We start from the raw sequence: 15,248 nt of genomic DNA, 5'->3' as shown, positions 1-15,248 counted from the left end.
AGATGAAATATTTTTATGTCTCTTTTATTATAGCGGCCGTAGGCCTTGCCCTTTCTTTTTTTATAGGCGGTTTCAGTGCGGTATATCTGACCGCGATTTTGGCTGTTTTAGAAATTTCATTATCTTTTGACAACGCCGTTGTTAACGCCAAAATATTAAAAGACATGGATAAAATCTGGGAAAGGCGGTTTTTGACCTGGGGTATGGTAATCGCCGTATTTGGAATGAGATTTATATTCCCTATTTTGATAGTTGCGGTTGCGGCAAATATGGGTATTATGGAAACTTTAAACATAGCGATCAACCATCCTCATCAGTATCATGAAGTGCTTTTGAAAAGCGAAAACCTCATATATGCGTTCGGTGGGGCCTTTTTATGGCTGGTGTTTACGGACTTTTTATTTGAACATAAAAGCGTAAGATGGATCAAACCCGTAGAGAGATATGCCGAAAAACTGGGTAAAGTTAACAATATTTCGTTAATAGTCGCGACGGTTATCGGTATTATAGTTATTTATGATTCAAAGTCATATGAAATAGGTATAGCTTATCTTTTGGGTATGCTGACTTATTCCCTGCTTAACGGTATAAATGAAGCGTTTGCCGTTGAAGGTGCAAAAAACGGACTTATGGGATTTTTGTATCTTGAAATTTTGGATGCAAGTTTCAGTTTCGACGGCGTAATAGGCGCGTTTGCGATTACGGGCAATATATTTTTGATTATGATAGGTTTGGGTATCGGCGCAATGTTTGTCAGAAGCCTTACTATCTGGATGGTTGAAAAAGGAGTCTTAAACGAATACAAATACCTTGAGCACGGAGCCCATTATGCAATAGGGGTTCTGGCGGTTATTATGCTTTTGAAAATATTTATGCATGTAGGTGAAGTTTTAACCGGAACCATCGGTTTGGGACTGCTGGTAATAGCGTTTTTACATTCCAAATATGAAAACCGCTAAATTATTTTTATTTCTTCTTCCAGTTTTATTCCAAACGTTTCAAAAACTCTTTTTTTCGCCTCTTCAATAAGAAATATCATCTCTTCAAACGTGCCGTTTCCCGCATTTACGAAAAAATTCGCATGTATTTCGCTGACTTTTATTCCGCCTTTTGCCATGCCTTTCATTCCGACGGCTTCTATAAGCCTTCCTGCGTAATCTCCCTCCGGATTTTTAAATACGCTGCCTAAACTAGGGTCTTTCGGCTGATTTTCCCTGAGTTTTTTCAGTTTAAGATCAAGTTCAAAATCAAACCCTTCTTCAAGTTCGAAAACGGCTTCAAATACCGGTTCATATATATCAGAATTTCTGTATCTGAAATTTATGTCTTTTTTTTCTTTTATACCGCTGAGGGTTTTGAGGGCTATAAGTCTGTCGGATATTTCATATTCTTTAACGCCCGCGTTCATTTTAATACTGCCTCCGATACTGCCTGGCAGTTTGCTTAAAAACTCAAATCCTTTTATATTGTTTTTTTTGCAGAAAGTGTAAAACACCCTGTTGTTCGTTTTGCCTCCCACATGCAGATAGCCTTTTTTTATTGTTATAAATTTATATTTGTCGTCGAGTATTGCAAGATTTTCGGCCTGCGGTGAAATCAGGGTGTTTGTGGCTCTGCCGATAATAAACTCTCCTTCATAATTGTCTTCGTTTAACAGTTTTACTTCCGTTTTCGGACCTATTTTAATACTGGAAAGTTTCGAAAAATCAATAATCATACCTGTCCTTAAAGAAAGATAAGTTTTTGTTATGTTAATAATAAATTCATATTATTGTAATAAAATATTAAAGACTCCAAGGAGAAAAAATGAAAAAAATCAAATCATTTTTTTATCGTTTGTTGTTCGATAATGAAAATATAGAATTCTATAAATACTTCAAGGAATCTTTCAAAGAAATTATAACATCATCCAATATGAAAATTGACGTTTTGTCTATTTTGTTTTTTTTGGGAAAGTGGCTACCTTTTGCCATTGCGGTCGGAATTACCACGGGTATAGTGGCTTCCGTAATGGATCTGATTGTAGTTAACATAAACGGTTTTTTATCAAGAGACGTCATATACTTTTTTATTTATCCGGTTCTGGTTGCATGGGTTGTGGGATATACGATAAAAAGATATCCGGAAGTGGAAGGACCCGGAATAGGCTTTTCGATACTTCATTTAAAAACCAGAAAATATATTCGTTTCAGTGTAATAATCCATAAATTTATAGTTTCCGTATTTACGCTTTCAGGCGGATTTATAGCCGGAAGGGAAGGGCCTTCGTTCTTTTTAGGGGTGGCTTTTGGAGAATGGATAGGCAAAATATACGGATTCAGCAGAAAATATAAAAATCTTTTGGGTTTAATCGGAGGAGGAGCGTTTACGGGTGCTCTTTTAAAAGCGCCTTTAGGGAGCAGTATTTTTGCAATGGAACTCGAAAATATGTATGATTTTGACTACAGGCCTTTTATTCCTATGATTGTGGCTTCTATTGTAAGTTATCTGACTTTTTCGTTTTTCAGGGGTAATCATCCTTTTATAGATTTGAGCGGAAAGCCGGTGTGGGATTTGAATACCATTCCTTATATTATTTTAATGGGTCTTACCATTTCGGCCGTTATTTATATGTATACGATAATATTTCATTTCTCCCAAAAGGTTTCCAGGATTTTTCCTATGCATAAAAAGCCTATAGTGGGGACTCTGCTTGCGGTGCCGGTGATAATGTTTTTATACTATTTTACAAAAGACATGGATGTGCTTTCGGCGCCCGCTAATATGGCCATACTTTCGAAAATGGCGAATTTCAGTTTTTCCATACAGGATGATCTGGTAATAATACTCAGCACGTTTTTTATAACCAGTTTTACTTTGGCGTTCGGAATTCCGGGAGGACTGGTTCTTCCAGTGCTTATTATGGGTTCTGCCATAGGCAACATATTCGGGCATTTTTTTCCGGGGGAGCTGGTGACGTTTACGCTGGCGGGAATGGGCTCCGCACTTGCAGCCGCAGCAAAAACGCCTCTTGCCGCGATAGTTATGATTACGGAAATGAGCCATGACGATGTGGTTATACCTATGACCGCGGCCGTAATTACCAGTTATCTTACAAGTTTCGGATACAGCACGTATCTCGGACAGAAAAATATTTTTAAAGGCAATTTAAAAAATTTTTCTTCGTATAACAGAGAAAAAATATGAAAAAAGAAGAGTTTTTACATTTTCTGTTTATTCCCGTAGTGATAGGGATTTTAGGCGGTTTTTCAGCTATTCTGTTCAGATGGCTTATTAATTTTTTCGAAACGGTTTATAACAAAATAGATATATTTCATTCTCCTTATCTTTATCTTTTTACAATGCCGCTTGTTTTTTGGTTTTCCCATTTTCTGATACATAAGCTGTTAATCAATACAACAAACGTAACGCTTGACAACATAGCCAAAAAAATATCAATTATGAGAGGGAATTTTTCAATACTTAAAGGATTTTTGGTACTGTTTTTGACTTCTTTAAATATTGGTTTCGGAGTTCCCGTCGGAAGAGAGGCGCCTATCGCCAAACTGGGAGGTCTTTTCGGAGAAGTGTTTTTGATGTTTGTAAAAACTTCAAAAGTAAATATGCCCATTTACCTCGGAGCAGCTGTTTCTTCGGCAATAGCAGCAACTTTTAACGCGCCGCTTGCGGGTATAATTTTGGGAATTGAAATAATACTCGGAAAAATAAACACATATATTATTATTCCAATGATTGTGGCATGTTCTACTGCTACACTGATGGCCAGGGAGTATCTGGGGGATTATACCGCCTTTTTTGTTCCTCATCTGGAATTTAGGGATGTTTATTTTTACATCGTTCCGGTTGAAGGTGTCTTTTTTGCGTTTTTGGCTCTTATAATGGCTTATTTTTTCGATCTTTTCAGGGAAATGCGTATAAGATTTAAACACAAATGGGACAAAATCGTTATATTAAACGGATTTATCGTAGGTCTTTTAATCGTTGCCGTTCCTGAAACAATGGGGGTCGGTTACAATTACGTAACGGCTCTTTTTCAGGACAGTTTTACTTTTACACAGGTGTTCAGCATTACCGTTATTAAGTTTGTTGCTGTTATTATAGCAATAGGCAGCGGTCTTTTCGGAGGGCTTATGTCTCCTTCCATTTTTATAGGGGCGTTTGGGGGATATTTTCTGGGAGATCTGTTTATACATTTTAATGTGGATCCTAAAGTTTTGGCTTTAGTCGGAAGCGTTGCTATGCTCAGCGGCATATCCAGGGCGCCTCTTAGAAGTTCGATTATAATTATTGAACTTACGCATTCATATCAGCTGCTTATCCCTTCGCTGATAGCAGCCAGTATAACGTCATTTATTGTGGCTAAATTTGAGCCGGGAAGCTATTTTAAAAGAAGCCTTATCCAAAAAGGAATCGATATTGAAAATCAAAAAGTGCTCAGGTTTTTAAAAAATCTGAAATTTGAAAAATATCTTTTAGATGTTCCGCCTGTAAGCGAAAATATGAAAATATCAAAAGTTAAAACGCTTTTCAAAAAACATCATATAAGATATCTGCCTGTCGTAAACGACAGTAATGTATTGGTGGGAGTTCTTTCCGTAAGGGATTTGAGAAAATCATATTTTAAAAGCAAAAACGCAACGGTTAGGGATTTGATGAGCAAACATCCGATAATTCTGCATAAAGACGCTTCAATGGATGAAATAATTAAAACAATAGGGCTGCTGACCGCATCCAATGTGCCGTATGTGGATCAGGAGGGAAAATACATCGGAATGCTGGATTTGAATAAACTGTTTAAAGATATTTCAATGGTGGACAGATACAAGCTTATCTGAGAAACGTAGGAATTAAACTGAAAACGTATTTTGTAAAATCCGTCATTTCATTAAGCATCCACGGCATTGTTAAAATCAGAACGGCCGCTATAGCGAGAATTTTAGGCACAAAGCTTAAAGTCATTTCGTTAATCTGTGTCGTTGCCTGAAAAATGGAAATTAAAAGCCCTACTATCATACCTACCAAAAGAGCCGGAAGCGCAAGCAAAAGAGCCAGTTTTAACGTTTGAACCGCCAAAGCTATAATTTCAGATTGCAAAGTCAACTCCTAATACTTTCATGACGGCCCGGTCAACTTTTTTCATTTCTTCTTCTGTCAGTTTCGTAACCAGGCCTTTTGAAAAAATTATTTTTCCTGTTGATATTATACCAATTGCGGTGGCAACTATTTCACTGTCTTTTGTCATTAAATCCCTTTTTTTAATAAGCACCCTGTAATCCCCTCCTAAAAGCTGGCCTGAAAGAGGCAGGACTACTACTGTGTGGTATATGTCTTCATAACAAGCGAAATTCAGATAATCGTTTTGATAAATTAAAAACGGGCGGGTTTTTGCGGAATCTGTCAGTTTGGCAAAATAAACTTCGCCTCTTTTAAATTCAGGAACTTTTTCGCCTTTAAACTCTCCTTCGAAAAATTCAATATAACTGGCTCTTTGGGTTCTGGGTCTGCATTTAAGGGAAAGTTCGTTTCTTTCAAGCCATTTTTTGAATTTTTCTTTTTCCATTTTACTCTTCTTCGAATCTGAGATTTTTATATTCTTTGGGAATAAGATATTCTCTTATATCTTTTATTTTAGGCAGCAGTTTGGCTTTATGTCCTATTTCATACAGTTTATTGATTGCGTTTAACTGTTCTTCGTCAAGTTCTACGGATTTGTCGTTTGCATACAAAGAAAGGTATTTGTCTAACGTTTTATCATCAACCCTTACGAGGTTTCTTTCTATCAGCATCTTAGCAAGCAGGTTTTTATGTCTGTTGGCCACTTCAACGGCTCGTGTCAGGATGTTTTCAATGTTTATCGCATCTATCAGCGGAACGGATCTTCTTATTGCCATGCCTCCTAAAGGAAGAGGCGTTTCACCGGCCATATCTACCCATAAATCCCAAAGCTCTTTTTCCACTTCAAGCCGTTCGTTAAATGTGAGAATACTTTCGTGTATAAGCACTCCGGCGTCAACTTCTCCGTCAAGGACGGCTTTTTCAATATCAAGAAAATTTTTGTAAACAATTCTGGCTTTTGGATAGGCTATTTTGAATATTAGGGCGTTTGTCGTGTATTCGCCGCTTAATGCCACTTTGAAGTTGGGTTTTAGTTTTTTTCCTTTTAATTTTACAAGTTTCGGACCGTAGCCGTATCCGAAGCTTATAGCCGTTCTTAAGAGTGCGTATTCGTCTTTTATAAAGGGATACACACCGAAACTTATAGCGCTTACGTCATATATGTTTTTTAAGGCTTTTTGGTTCAGCGTTTCAATATCTTCGGCAATGTTTTGAAATTTATATTTTTTGGACGGCTTTCCGGTTAGGGATTCTGTTATCCAGCCGAACTTGATTGCGTAGTACATAAATATATCGTCTGCGTCAGGCGAATGTGCGATTATAAAATTTTTCATAAATCTTACACCTTTTTTGGAAAATTATATCATAATAGGCTTTTTTGTCTCAAAACGCTGTTTTAAGGCTTTATATATAGTATAATATATTACCTCAAACAGTGTAAAGGATTGTGAATGAAAGGGGTGGGGAGTTTAAAAGAAAGGATTGTAAAGCTTAACTTTTTATCGATATTTTCAATAATAATACTGTTTTCAATATTAAGTTTTACATTCGTATATTTTATTATAGAAACCTCATTAAAAAAAGAGATAGAGTTTATTCAAAACGATTATCTGTATACAAGAAAAACTATTGTTAAAAACGAAGTGTATAATTTAATCAACTATATAAACCAGATAAGTAAAATAGAAAATAAAAAATATCTGCATAAACTGAAAGAAAGTGTCATATTTCTGTCAAATGTTTTAAAGAAGGAAAATCCTTCCAATTTTAAATACGTCCTTTCCGAATTTGCAAAAAAACATCCGTTTTTTATTGTTGCGCTGAGCGATTTAAACGGGAATAAAATATTTGCCAATTTTAAAGATTACAATAAAACTAAACGAAAAAAATTCATTAATGAAATACTTTCAGGCAAAATTGTCAATAACGGTTTTTTGACGTTAAATACCCCGGAAGGGACTATATATGCCAGCAGCAGGATTTTTACGAATATATTTGACGGAAAAAAATATTTTATAACCAATGCGGTATTAAAATCCACAATAGACAAAAACATTCAGTCCGCCATCGCCAATCTGTTAAACACAGTTAATTCTCTTTTCAGCAACAGTCATGTGACTATAGTGAAAATAACAACCAAAAATCCCGGAGAATACGGAAAATTTATTGTTAATGCGCTTGATAAAAATTTAAACGGCAGTTTTGTAGACAGTAAGAAAAATTTTGAATATCTAAGAGAGTATATAAAAAACATTTCTAAAGAGAATGAAAAATATCTCATATATAAATATAAAAATAAAACCTGTATAGCTTTTATAGCTAAATACAAACCGTTTAACTGGCTTATAATAGACAGTCTTGATATTTCCAAAATTAAAGAAATTGTAAAAAAAAGAAAAGAGCTTATTAAAAAAGAGATATTTAATATTTTCGTAATGTATATAGTTATTTCTGTTATTTTTCTGATACTCGTATATTTTATTACAAAATATGAAAACAATCTTCTGTCAATAATTGTGGATAAATACGAAAAAAGAATTCATTTCAAAAGCGAAAAACTGCAAGAACTGAACAAAAATCTTCAAAAAGAGATAGATAAAAAAACTCAGGAGCTTGTTCGAAGCTTTTTTACCGATCCTTTGACCGGTCTGCCTAACCGTGAAAAACTTCTTGTTGATGTGGACAATCACAGGTATGTGGCTATATTAAACATCGACTCTTTTAAAGAAATAAACGATTTTTACGGTTTGGACCTGGGAGACGAAGTTTTAAAAAAAGTAGCGGAAATTTTGAAGAAACTTGATTTGGGGTATAAACTTCCGGCTGACGAGTTTGCAATAATAGGAGATGATCTTGAAGAATTGAAAGAAAGGGTTAAAAAAATAATAGAAGAGGTTGAAAAACAGAAAATAAAAGTAGACGGAAGTGTAGAAGTCGAAATTTCTATGAGTGCCGGAATAGGAGAAAACCTTCCTCAGGCCGACATGGCTTTAAAATTTGTAAAAACCAATAAAAATTCAAATGTAAATATTATGGTTTACAACGACCATCTTCCGATAGTCAAAGAATACCATAACAATATAAAATGGAAAAATATACTTAAAAAAGTAATTAAAGAAGACGGTGTAATCCCTTACGTACAGCCTATAGTAAACGCGTCAGATTATAAAACGGAAAAATACGAATGTCTGATAAGAATAGAGTATGAAGGGGAAATTTATCCGCCTTATCATTTTCTGGAGATTTCAAAAAAAACAGGCCAGTATATCGATCTTCAGAAAATTATGATTGATAAATGTTTTAAAACTTTTAAAGACCTTGATTACAAATTTTCGATAAATCTTTCGGCATTTGAACTTGCAAACGAACAGTTCAGGGAATATCTGATCACTAAAATTGACGAATACAATGTTGCAGACAAACTGATTATAGAGCTTTTGGAAGATGAAAAACTTCACAATGAAGAACTTATGGGATTTTTGATATTCCTTCATAATCTCGATGTGGAATTTGCGATTGACGATTTCGGAAGCGGGCACAGCAATCTTTCTTATCTTCTCTCAAAACTGCCGGTATCCATACTGAAAATTGATGGATATCTTATTAAAAACATTAATGAGAATCTTAACAACTACAAACTGGTAAAAGCGCTTGTAAATATGGCAAAAATATTTAATTTATCCGTAGTTGCGGAGTTTGTGGAAAATGAGGAAATAGCGCTTATTTTGAAAGATTTGGGAGTTGACTATCTTCAGGGATATTATTTCAGCAAACCTGTTCCTTTGGATAATTTAAAAAATAAACTTTAAAATTAATTTAGAATAAATACATTTGATATAATTGCATAATATTATCTAAAAGGATTTAAATGGATGCAAATAAGCAAAAAGCTCTTGAACTTGCAATGAAACAGATTGATAAGCAGTTTGGGAAAGGCTCTTTGGTTAAATTAAGCGAAAAAGAAATAGAGCCTATAGCTGCAATTCCCACAGGAAGTTTCGGGCTTGATATGGCGCTTGGAATCGGAGGTATTCCTAAAGGGAGAATTACTGAAATTTACGGTCCTGAGAGCAGTGGTAAGACGACTTTGGCGCTGTCTATTATCGCTCAGGCTCAAAAAGAAGGCGGAGTGGCGGCGTTTATAGATGCGGAACACGCTCTTGACGTAATATATGCAAAACATATAGGCGTAGATGTGGATAATTTGCTTGTTTCTCAGCCTGATTTCGGAGAGCAGGCTCTTGAGATAGTGGAAACGCTTGCAAGAAGCGGGGCTGTGGATATTATCGTAATCGACTCCGTAGCAGCTCTTACTCCTAAAGCGGAAATAGAAGGAAATATGGGTGACGCTCAGGTTGGTGTTCAGGCCAGACTTATGAGTCAGGCTTTAAGAAAGCTTACTGCGGCTATTCATAAAATGAACACAACCGTTGTATTTATCAACCAGATCAGAATGAAAATAGGTATGATGGGATACGGTTCTCCCGAAACAACAACAGGAGGTAACGCTCTTAAATTTTATTCTTCCGTAAGACTTGATGTGAGAAGAATAGCCACCCTTAAACAGGCAGATAAAGAAGTCGGAAACAGGGTTAAAGTTAAAGTAGTGAAAAATAAAGTGGCTCCTCCTTTCAGAATAGCCGAATTCGATATTATGTTCGGTAAAGGTATTTCCAGAGAAGGAGAGCTTTTAGACTACGGTGTTAAGCTTGACATAATTGACAAAAGCGGAGCATGGTTCAGTTACGGTGCTACCAGACTGGGACAGGGTAAAGAGAATGCAAAAGAATATTTAAAAACGCATCCTGAACTGGCTCAGGAAATAGAACAGAAAATTAAAGACGCTTTGGGCGTTGAACTTTCTCATATGATAGAAGCTATTGAAAAAGACGAAGACGAATTAAATTTAAAAGGAGAGTAAATGATATTCATAGAAGATATATTTGCCGATGAGGTATTAGACAGCAGAGGAAATCCTACTGTAAGAGCCACAGTTACTTTAAGCGACGGAACTCAGGCAAGCGCAATCGTACCTAGCGGTGCAAGTACAGGAGCTTTGGAGGCGCTTGAGCTTAGAGACGGAGGAGACAGATATTTAGGAAAAGGCGTTTTGAGAGCGTGTGAAAATGTAAACACTATAATAGCTAACGAATTAATAGGCGTTTCTCCTTACGATCAGGCGGAAATCGACGGTATTATGCTTGAACTTGACGGAACGGAAAATAAAAGCAAACTAGGTGCTAATGCCATTCTCGGAGTTAGTATGGCCGTAGCCAGAGCCGCTGCAAAATCTCTTAATATGCCGTTATTCAGATATCTCGGCGGATCTAATGCGGTTATTATGCCGACTCCTATGCTAAATATTATTAACGGCGGAGCGCATGCGGACAATGATGTTGATTTACAGGAATATATGATTATGCCGACAGGTTTTGATGATTTCGCGGAAGCGCTCAGAGCCAGCAGCGAGGTATATCATACGCTTAAAAAACTTCTTGAAAAAGACGGGCACAGCACAGCGTTAGGTGATGAAGGCGGATTTGCTCCTAACTTTAAAAACAATGAAGAGCCTATTGAATATATTTTAAAAGCTATCGAAAAAGCCGGATATAAACCTGGAGAGCAGATTAATATAGCTCTTGACGCTGCAAGCAGCGAATTTTATAAAGACGGAAAATATGTTTTAGCTGGAGAAAACAAAACATTAAGCGCGGAAGAGCTTGTGGATTATTATGAATATTTATGCAATAAATATCCTATTGTTTCTTTAGAAGACGGTTTGGCGGAAGACGACTGGGACGGATGGAAAATCCTTACGGCAAAATTAGGAAACAAAATTCAGCTTGTGGGAGACGATTTATTCGTAACAAACAAAAAAATCCTTAAAAAAGGTATAGATTTAGGCGTGGCTAACTCTATTTTGATTAAATTAAATCAGATCGGTACCGTAACGGAAACAATGCAGACTATGAGACTTGCATACAGAAACGGATATACTTGTGTGGTTTCACACAGAAGCGGTGAGAGTGAAGATGCGTTTATAGCGGATTTTGCCGTTGCTATGAACAGCGGTCAAATCAAAACGGGCGCTCCTGCAAGAGGTGAAAGAAACGCTAAATATAACAGACTTCTTGAAATCACAAGAAGCATTGCCGGTGCAGAATATATCGGAAAAGAACTATTTTAAAAGGTGAAAACTTTTTTTGTTTTCACCGGAGTTAATCAATGATTGATTTTGACGATTTACAACAGAAAAAATTTGATTACAAAATAGCTCTTGTTGTAATAATCGCATTTTTATTTGCTTTTTATGTTTATGATCTGCTGTTTGGAAGCAGGTCTTATATGAGGCTTTTGGATTTGCAAAACGAATATAAAACTCTTCAGACTCATGTGGGTGAATTAAAAAAGAAAAATGAAAAACTGCAAAAAGAGTATTTTGAATTAAAAGAATTAGAAGGCGGCGAGTGAAAAAATTACTGTTTTTATTTATTTTTACGTTCTTGTTTGCTAGAATCAACCCGTTTGTTCCGGTTGTCAAGCCTCAAAACACGATTATTGTAAACCCGTCATATTTTAAAGAAGCCAAGGTGTATCTTCCGAGTGACGCAAGGGTTTTAAAAAAAGTAATTTTCGTATATCAGAGCGTAAGCGGAGATATTAAAGAAAAAACCGTAGAAATAAATAAACACATTGATTTTCACAAGCCTATCTACATATCACACACTCCTAAAAAATTTCCGATGGAAGAGCTTAATTTTTTAGATCTTTTCAAAATGTATATAAAAAACAAAAAAATATTTATTCAGACAAAAGACAAACTTTTAAGAAACTTTTTTCTGGTTAAGCCTTTTAGAATAGTGCTTGATTTTAAAAGAGACGCCGATTTTCTCACTATTAAAAAATATCTTAAAAATTCGTTTGTCAAAAAAGTGGTCGTAGGTAACCATAACGGGTATTACAGGGTTGTTATATACTTTGACGCAAAATATATGTATAAGCTGACCAAGACACAAGAAGGTATTAAAATTGAACTCCAATAACCTTATTTTAACCGGTTTTATGGGCAGCGGCAAATCCACAGTCGGAAGACTGCTTGCAAAAGAGCTTAATACATATTTTCTCGATACAGACGTGCTGATTGAAAGTTTTGAAAACAGAAAAATCAGCGATATTTTTCAAAGCGACGGAGAGGAAGCTTTTAGAAATATGGAAAAAAAATGTTTTGAATGGATCAAAAACAGCGTCAAAAACACAATAATTTCGGTAGGCGGGGGTTTTCCTGTATTTATACCGGAAATAAAAGAAGCCGGCAAAGTGGTGTATCTGAAAGTTGATTTTGAAAACATATTGAAAAGAATGACCGAAGAGGAAAGAGCTAAACGCCCTCTGTTTCAGGATTTGGATAAAGCAAAAGAGCTTTTTGACAAAAGAGATAAAATATATTCCCGTCTAGCCGATATTGTAATATACAATAACAGTTTGGAAAACACTTTACAAAAAATAAAGGATTATTATGCAGGTATCAAATAATACCGACATGAGGACGGCTATACAGGTAGACGTTCAGAAAAAAGCACAGGATGTGGTAAAAAACGTTGTAGGCGATATTTTGGAAAAAACATTCGAAAACACTATGAAAGTAGAGCAGATGTCCGCAGCGGCGACGGGCAGAGGAACCAACATAAATATAAAAGCTTAATTTGCTTTTTTAGTTAATGCGTTTGTAGTAAGCAGACAGTGTAGGGATTTTTATTATCCGTTTTTTTCATATTATGATATTAAAAACTGTTAAAATTAAAATAAAAATATAAAATTCGGTTGTAAAACACGATACAAACTGTAAGCGTTAAAGAAAAACAGTTTTTATTTACAGTGCCAGACACTTATTGTAAGAGATGGTATAATTGCAGATAAAAACGGAGAAATAATGAACTGGAAAGAAAGTTTATTTGATTTTTATAAAACAAGAAATGATTTTATAAAAAAATATATTAATGAAAACATTGATTTTACGGATGTGTATGATCCGTATTTGCCTGAAAAAAGAAGCAATCCCATAATGATTATCGGTGAGGCTCCCGGAGCTAACGAAGTAAGGCTGAAGCAGCCTTTTGTCGGGAAAGCAGGGGAAAACCTGAATTATTTAATAAATTTAAGCGGCTTAAGCAGGGCAGAAGATTTTTTAATTACGAACGCTTTTCCTTTCAGAACATTTGAGGGAAATAAAAACAGAACGCCAAAAGCTTCCGAATTAAAAATCGGGGCAAAACTTTTAGAAAATGAAATAGAAATAGTAAATCCTGCTCTTATACTTCTTTTGGGAAATTCAGCAATAAAAGCGTTTTCATATATACCTTGGGCAAAAGAGGTTAAAAATTTACAAAAATGCGGTGTTTATGATATAAACGGATACAAAGTGGGACTCTGTTTCCATCCATCACCCCTGGCATTTAACCGTAAAGATATAAGAGAATCTTTAGAAGCGTTCTTTAAAAACCTAAAAACACTTATATGACACTTTTTTACTTTACATTGATGTATGAGTTTAATATAATTAACCAAAAAAAGGAATATAATGGCAAGAGAAATTAACGATCAGATTTTGAGTTTCGGAGAAATTCAAGAACCTCATGAAAGTTTTACGATAGCATACGGCAGCGTAAGGGTAGAACAAAACAGACTTTATAAAGACGTGCTTCCGACTGATGCCGTTAAGCAGGTTATTATTATGCTTCAGGAACAGGCTCAGGAAATGGGAGCTGACGGAGTTAAAAATATTACGGTAACGGTAACGCCTGCTACTAACGAAAACGGTGAAGCTGTTATGGATTATTACGGAATGGGAACGCTTATAAAACTTAAATAATTACCCGCAAAGCATCTCTACAATGGCCGGCAGAAATTTATGCTCGGCTTTTTTCAGCTCTTTATGATATTCTTCAAAAGTTTTATATTTGTCTGCATTAATATGATACTGCAGTATAATGCTTCCGCTGTCAAGTTCGATATCTGCGTAATGTATCGTTATACCGGTTGATTTTTTGGCTTCAAATGAAAGCCTGTCTGCGTTAAGGCCTTTAAAATCAGGCAGAATACTCGGATGCAGGTTTATGATTTTGCCTTTGAATTCATTGATAATATATTCAGGCACTATTCTCATATATCCAGCTAAAACAATCAAATCGGGATTTAACTGTTTTAATTCTGATAAGATTTCATTGTGGTCTTTACTTATGAGAATTGGAGGAAGATTTTTGTTTTTTAGCACTTCGCTGTCTTCGCGGTTGGTTACGCCTAAAACTACTTTGTAATTACTCTGCTGTTTTAATATATTTAAAAAATTGCTACCGCCTTTTCCGAAAAATACGACTATTTTTTTCAATTAAAGCCTTTTTGTGGAATTTTATCATATTGGTTTTGATTTGCCGTGGGAATATTTTTTGCAAAGAATAATATAAAAGAAAAAAGCGCAGAGCGCATAATGATATAAAATGTATATCTGTAACGGCACAGATGTTTAACAAATAATTTAAACTGTCTGTAAAACAGATATTTACAGCGTATTTGGAGGGAAATAATTAAATTGTCGAAGTAAACAGTGACAGACACTTAAAGTTTAATTAATAAATGGTGCCCAGGGACGGAATCGAACCGCCGACACAGGGATTTTCAGTCCCTTGCTCTACCGACTGAGCTACCTGGGCAAGGACTGAAATTATACTTAACTACTCTTAAAGTTCGCTTAAAATTAGTAATATAAATGCTGTTCGTTGTAAACATCCGTAAAAGACAGATCCGATTGTATATATTGTTTGCAGATTTTCTGTTCTGTCTCGTTTTCAAATACGTTGCAGTTTATTCTAAATGTGATTTCTTTATTTGTTTTGTCAAGTACTATATATGCGTATGAGGCTGTAACGGCGCTGTTGGGATAATAATAATCCCCGTCCCGGTAAGCAGCGTTGTATTTCCAGCCTTTTCCCTGCAGGTGGATAAGGTCTTTTAATTTGAAACTGTCGTTATTTTCCATATATGCAAGGTTTGCCGCAGTTTCTACGGCTTCTTTGTCCCCGCTGACCGTAGTGTTGATGATTGTAATTACGAAGCTTCTTTGTTTTAGGTGGACAAAT

At 35.5% G+C, this 15,248-nt stretch carries 18 protein-coding genes and 1 tRNA gene; 12 read left to right on the top strand and 7 right to left on the bottom strand.

Annotation, left to right across the window (positions count from 1 at the left end; all coding sequences use genetic code 11):
• Positions 1–2 precede the first annotated feature (2 nt).
• Positions 3–959: a DUF475 domain-containing protein gene (locus ACZ5EP_RS06365; protein ID WP_464508434.1), complete on the top strand. Its 957-nt coding sequence runs from the start codon at positions 3–5 to the stop codon at positions 957–959.
• Here ACZ5EP_RS06365 and ACZ5EP_RS06360 read toward each other — a convergent pair.
• Positions 956–1,717, bottom strand: a complete 762-nt coding sequence (locus tag ACZ5EP_RS06360; protein ID WP_464508433.1) for a UDP-N-acetylmuramate dehydrogenase — start codon at positions 1,715–1,717, stop codon at positions 956–958. The two genes, ACZ5EP_RS06365 and ACZ5EP_RS06360, sit on opposite strands and share 4 nt — an antisense overlap.
• An 89-nt stretch (positions 1,718–1,806) precedes the next feature.
• On the opposite strand from ACZ5EP_RS06360, the gene ACZ5EP_RS06355 reads away from it, so the two are divergent.
• Positions 1,807–3,186 (top strand): chloride channel protein, encoded by a 1,380-nt coding sequence (locus ACZ5EP_RS06355; RefSeq protein WP_464508432.1) that lies wholly within the window; start codon positions 1,807–1,809, stop codon positions 3,184–3,186.
• The gene (locus ACZ5EP_RS06350) at positions 3,183–4,835 is read left to right on the top strand and encodes a chloride channel protein (protein ID WP_464508431.1); all 1,653 of its coding nucleotides are present in this window, start codon (positions 3,183–3,185) and stop codon (positions 4,833–4,835) included. The genes ACZ5EP_RS06355 and ACZ5EP_RS06350 overlap by 4 nt, the downstream gene beginning before the upstream one ends.
• Here the strand turns inward: ACZ5EP_RS06350 and fliQ are convergent.
• The 3 genes from fliQ to ACZ5EP_RS06335 are packed head-to-tail and all read right to left on the bottom strand — an operon-like array spanning position 4,828 to position 6,449.
• Entirely contained in the window at positions 4,828–5,094 is a 267-nt protein-coding gene (gene fliQ / locus ACZ5EP_RS06345) for a flagellar biosynthesis protein FliQ (RefSeq protein ID WP_127679376.1), read from the bottom strand. The genes ACZ5EP_RS06350 and fliQ overlap by 8 nt on opposite strands.
• Positions 5,084–5,560: a type II toxin-antitoxin system PemK/MazF family toxin gene (locus ACZ5EP_RS06340; RefSeq protein ID WP_127679377.1), complete on the bottom strand. Its 477-nt coding sequence runs from the start codon at positions 5,558–5,560 to the stop codon at positions 5,084–5,086. The genes fliQ and ACZ5EP_RS06340 overlap by 11 nt, the downstream gene beginning before the upstream one ends.
• Position 5,561: 1 nt before the next feature.
• On the bottom strand, positions 5,562–6,449 hold the full coding sequence (locus tag ACZ5EP_RS06335) for a menaquinone biosynthesis family protein (RefSeq protein ID WP_464508430.1): 888 nt from the start codon (positions 6,447–6,449) through the stop codon (positions 5,562–5,564).
• A 117-nt stretch (positions 6,450–6,566) separates the two neighbouring features.
• Between ACZ5EP_RS06335 and ACZ5EP_RS06330 the strand changes: the two genes are divergently transcribed.
• From ACZ5EP_RS06330 to ACZ5EP_RS06290, 9 genes are all read left to right on the top strand, one after another.
• The gene (locus ACZ5EP_RS06330) at positions 6,567–8,924 is read left to right on the top strand and encodes an EAL domain-containing protein (protein WP_464508429.1); all 2,358 of its coding nucleotides are present in this window, start codon (positions 6,567–6,569) and stop codon (positions 8,922–8,924) included.
• A 59-nt stretch (positions 8,925–8,983) separates the two neighbouring features.
• Positions 8,984–10,036, top strand: a complete 1,053-nt coding sequence (gene recA / locus ACZ5EP_RS06325) for a recombinase RecA (protein WP_464508427.1) — start codon at positions 8,984–8,986, stop codon at positions 10,034–10,036.
• Entirely contained in the window at positions 10,037–11,302 is a 1,266-nt protein-coding gene (gene eno, locus ACZ5EP_RS06320; RefSeq protein WP_464508426.1) for a phosphopyruvate hydratase, read from the top strand. It begins immediately after the preceding gene.
• Between the two features lie 38 nt (positions 11,303–11,340).
• Positions 11,341–11,586 (top strand): septum formation initiator family protein, encoded by a 246-nt coding sequence (locus tag ACZ5EP_RS06315; protein WP_127679382.1) that lies wholly within the window; start codon positions 11,341–11,343, stop codon positions 11,584–11,586.
• Positions 11,583–12,158: an AMIN domain-containing protein gene (locus ACZ5EP_RS06310; RefSeq protein WP_127679383.1), complete on the top strand. Its 576-nt coding sequence runs from the start codon at positions 11,583–11,585 to the stop codon at positions 12,156–12,158. The genes ACZ5EP_RS06315 and ACZ5EP_RS06310 overlap by 4 nt, the downstream gene beginning before the upstream one ends.
• Positions 12,145–12,648, top strand: a complete 504-nt coding sequence (locus ACZ5EP_RS06305; protein ID WP_464508425.1) for a shikimate kinase — start codon at positions 12,145–12,147, stop codon at positions 12,646–12,648. The genes ACZ5EP_RS06310 and ACZ5EP_RS06305 overlap by 14 nt, the downstream gene beginning before the upstream one ends.
• Positions 12,632–12,817, top strand: a complete 186-nt coding sequence (locus tag ACZ5EP_RS06300; RefSeq protein ID WP_127679385.1) for a shikimate kinase — start codon at positions 12,632–12,634, stop codon at positions 12,815–12,817. Before ACZ5EP_RS06305 ends, ACZ5EP_RS06300 begins: the two co-directional genes overlap by 17 nt.
• Before the next feature lie 228 nt (positions 12,818–13,045).
• Positions 13,046–13,633, top strand: coding sequence for a uracil-DNA glycosylase (locus ACZ5EP_RS06295; protein ID WP_464508424.1), 588 nt, complete (start codon positions 13,046–13,048; stop codon positions 13,631–13,633).
• A 60-nt stretch (positions 13,634–13,693) separates the two neighbouring features.
• The gene (locus ACZ5EP_RS06290) at positions 13,694–13,984 is read left to right on the top strand and encodes a hypothetical protein (protein WP_127679387.1); all 291 of its coding nucleotides are present in this window, start codon (positions 13,694–13,696) and stop codon (positions 13,982–13,984) included.
• On the opposite strand, the gene ACZ5EP_RS06285 is transcribed toward ACZ5EP_RS06290, so the two are convergent.
• The 3 genes from ACZ5EP_RS06285 to ACZ5EP_RS06275 all read right to left on the bottom strand — a co-directional run bounded on the left by ACZ5EP_RS06285 (position 13,985) and on the right by ACZ5EP_RS06275 (position 15,148).
• A complete protein-coding gene (locus ACZ5EP_RS06285) occupies positions 13,985–14,500 on the bottom strand; it encodes a formyltransferase family protein (protein ID WP_464508423.1) in 516 nt (171 codons plus the stop codon).
• 246 nt (positions 14,501–14,746) lie between these two features.
• Positions 14,747–14,822, bottom strand: a tRNA-Phe gene (locus ACZ5EP_RS06280).
• Positions 14,823–14,866: 44 nt separating this feature from the next.
• Entirely contained in the window at positions 14,867–15,148 is a 282-nt protein-coding gene (locus tag ACZ5EP_RS06275; RefSeq protein WP_210402420.1) for a hypothetical protein, read from the bottom strand.
• Positions 15,149–15,248: the final 100 nt, after the last annotated feature.

Source organism: Nautilia abyssi (genome assembly GCF_055388085.1).
This window is presented reverse-complemented; position numbering and strand designations above follow the sequence as displayed.

Coding starts and splice junctions, on each gene's coding strand:
- ACZ5EP_RS06355 (WP_464508432.1), top strand. CDS start 1,807: ATGAAAAAAATCAAATCATTTTTTTATCGTTTGTTGTTCGATAATGAA.
- ACZ5EP_RS06350 (WP_464508431.1), top strand. CDS start 3,183: ATGAAAAAAGAAGAGTTTTTACATTTTCTGTTTATTCCCGTAGTGATA.
- ACZ5EP_RS06360 (WP_464508433.1), bottom strand. CDS start 1,717: ATGATTATTGATTTTTCGAAACTTTCCAGTATTAAAATAGGTCCGAAA.
- ACZ5EP_RS06300 (WP_127679385.1), top strand. CDS start 12,632: ATGCAGGTATCAAATAATACCGACATGAGGACGGCTATACAGGTAGAC.
- ACZ5EP_RS06295 (WP_464508424.1), top strand. CDS start 13,046: ATGAACTGGAAAGAAAGTTTATTTGATTTTTATAAAACAAGAAATGAT.
- ACZ5EP_RS06340 (WP_127679377.1), bottom strand. CDS start 5,560: ATGGAAAAAGAAAAATTCAAAAAATGGCTTGAAAGAAACGAACTTTCC.
- ACZ5EP_RS06275 (WP_210402420.1), bottom strand. CDS start 15,148: ATGGAAAATAACGACAGTTTCAAATTAAAAGACCTTATCCACCTGCAG.
- eno (WP_464508426.1), top strand. CDS start 10,037: ATGATATTCATAGAAGATATATTTGCCGATGAGGTATTAGACAGCAGA.
- recA (WP_464508427.1), top strand. CDS start 8,984: ATGGATGCAAATAAGCAAAAAGCTCTTGAACTTGCAATGAAACAGATT.
- ACZ5EP_RS06335 (WP_464508430.1), bottom strand. CDS start 6,449: ATGAAAAATTTTATAATCGCACATTCGCCTGACGCAGACGATATATTT.
- ACZ5EP_RS06365 (WP_464508434.1), top strand. CDS start 3: ATGAAATATTTTTATGTCTCTTTTATTATAGCGGCCGTAGGCCTTGCC.
- ACZ5EP_RS06330 (WP_464508429.1), top strand. CDS start 6,567: ATGAAAGGGGTGGGGAGTTTAAAAGAAAGGATTGTAAAGCTTAACTTT.
- ACZ5EP_RS06290 (WP_127679387.1), top strand. CDS start 13,694: ATGGCAAGAGAAATTAACGATCAGATTTTGAGTTTCGGAGAAATTCAA.
- ACZ5EP_RS06315 (WP_127679382.1), top strand. CDS start 11,341: ATGATTGATTTTGACGATTTACAACAGAAAAAATTTGATTACAAAATA.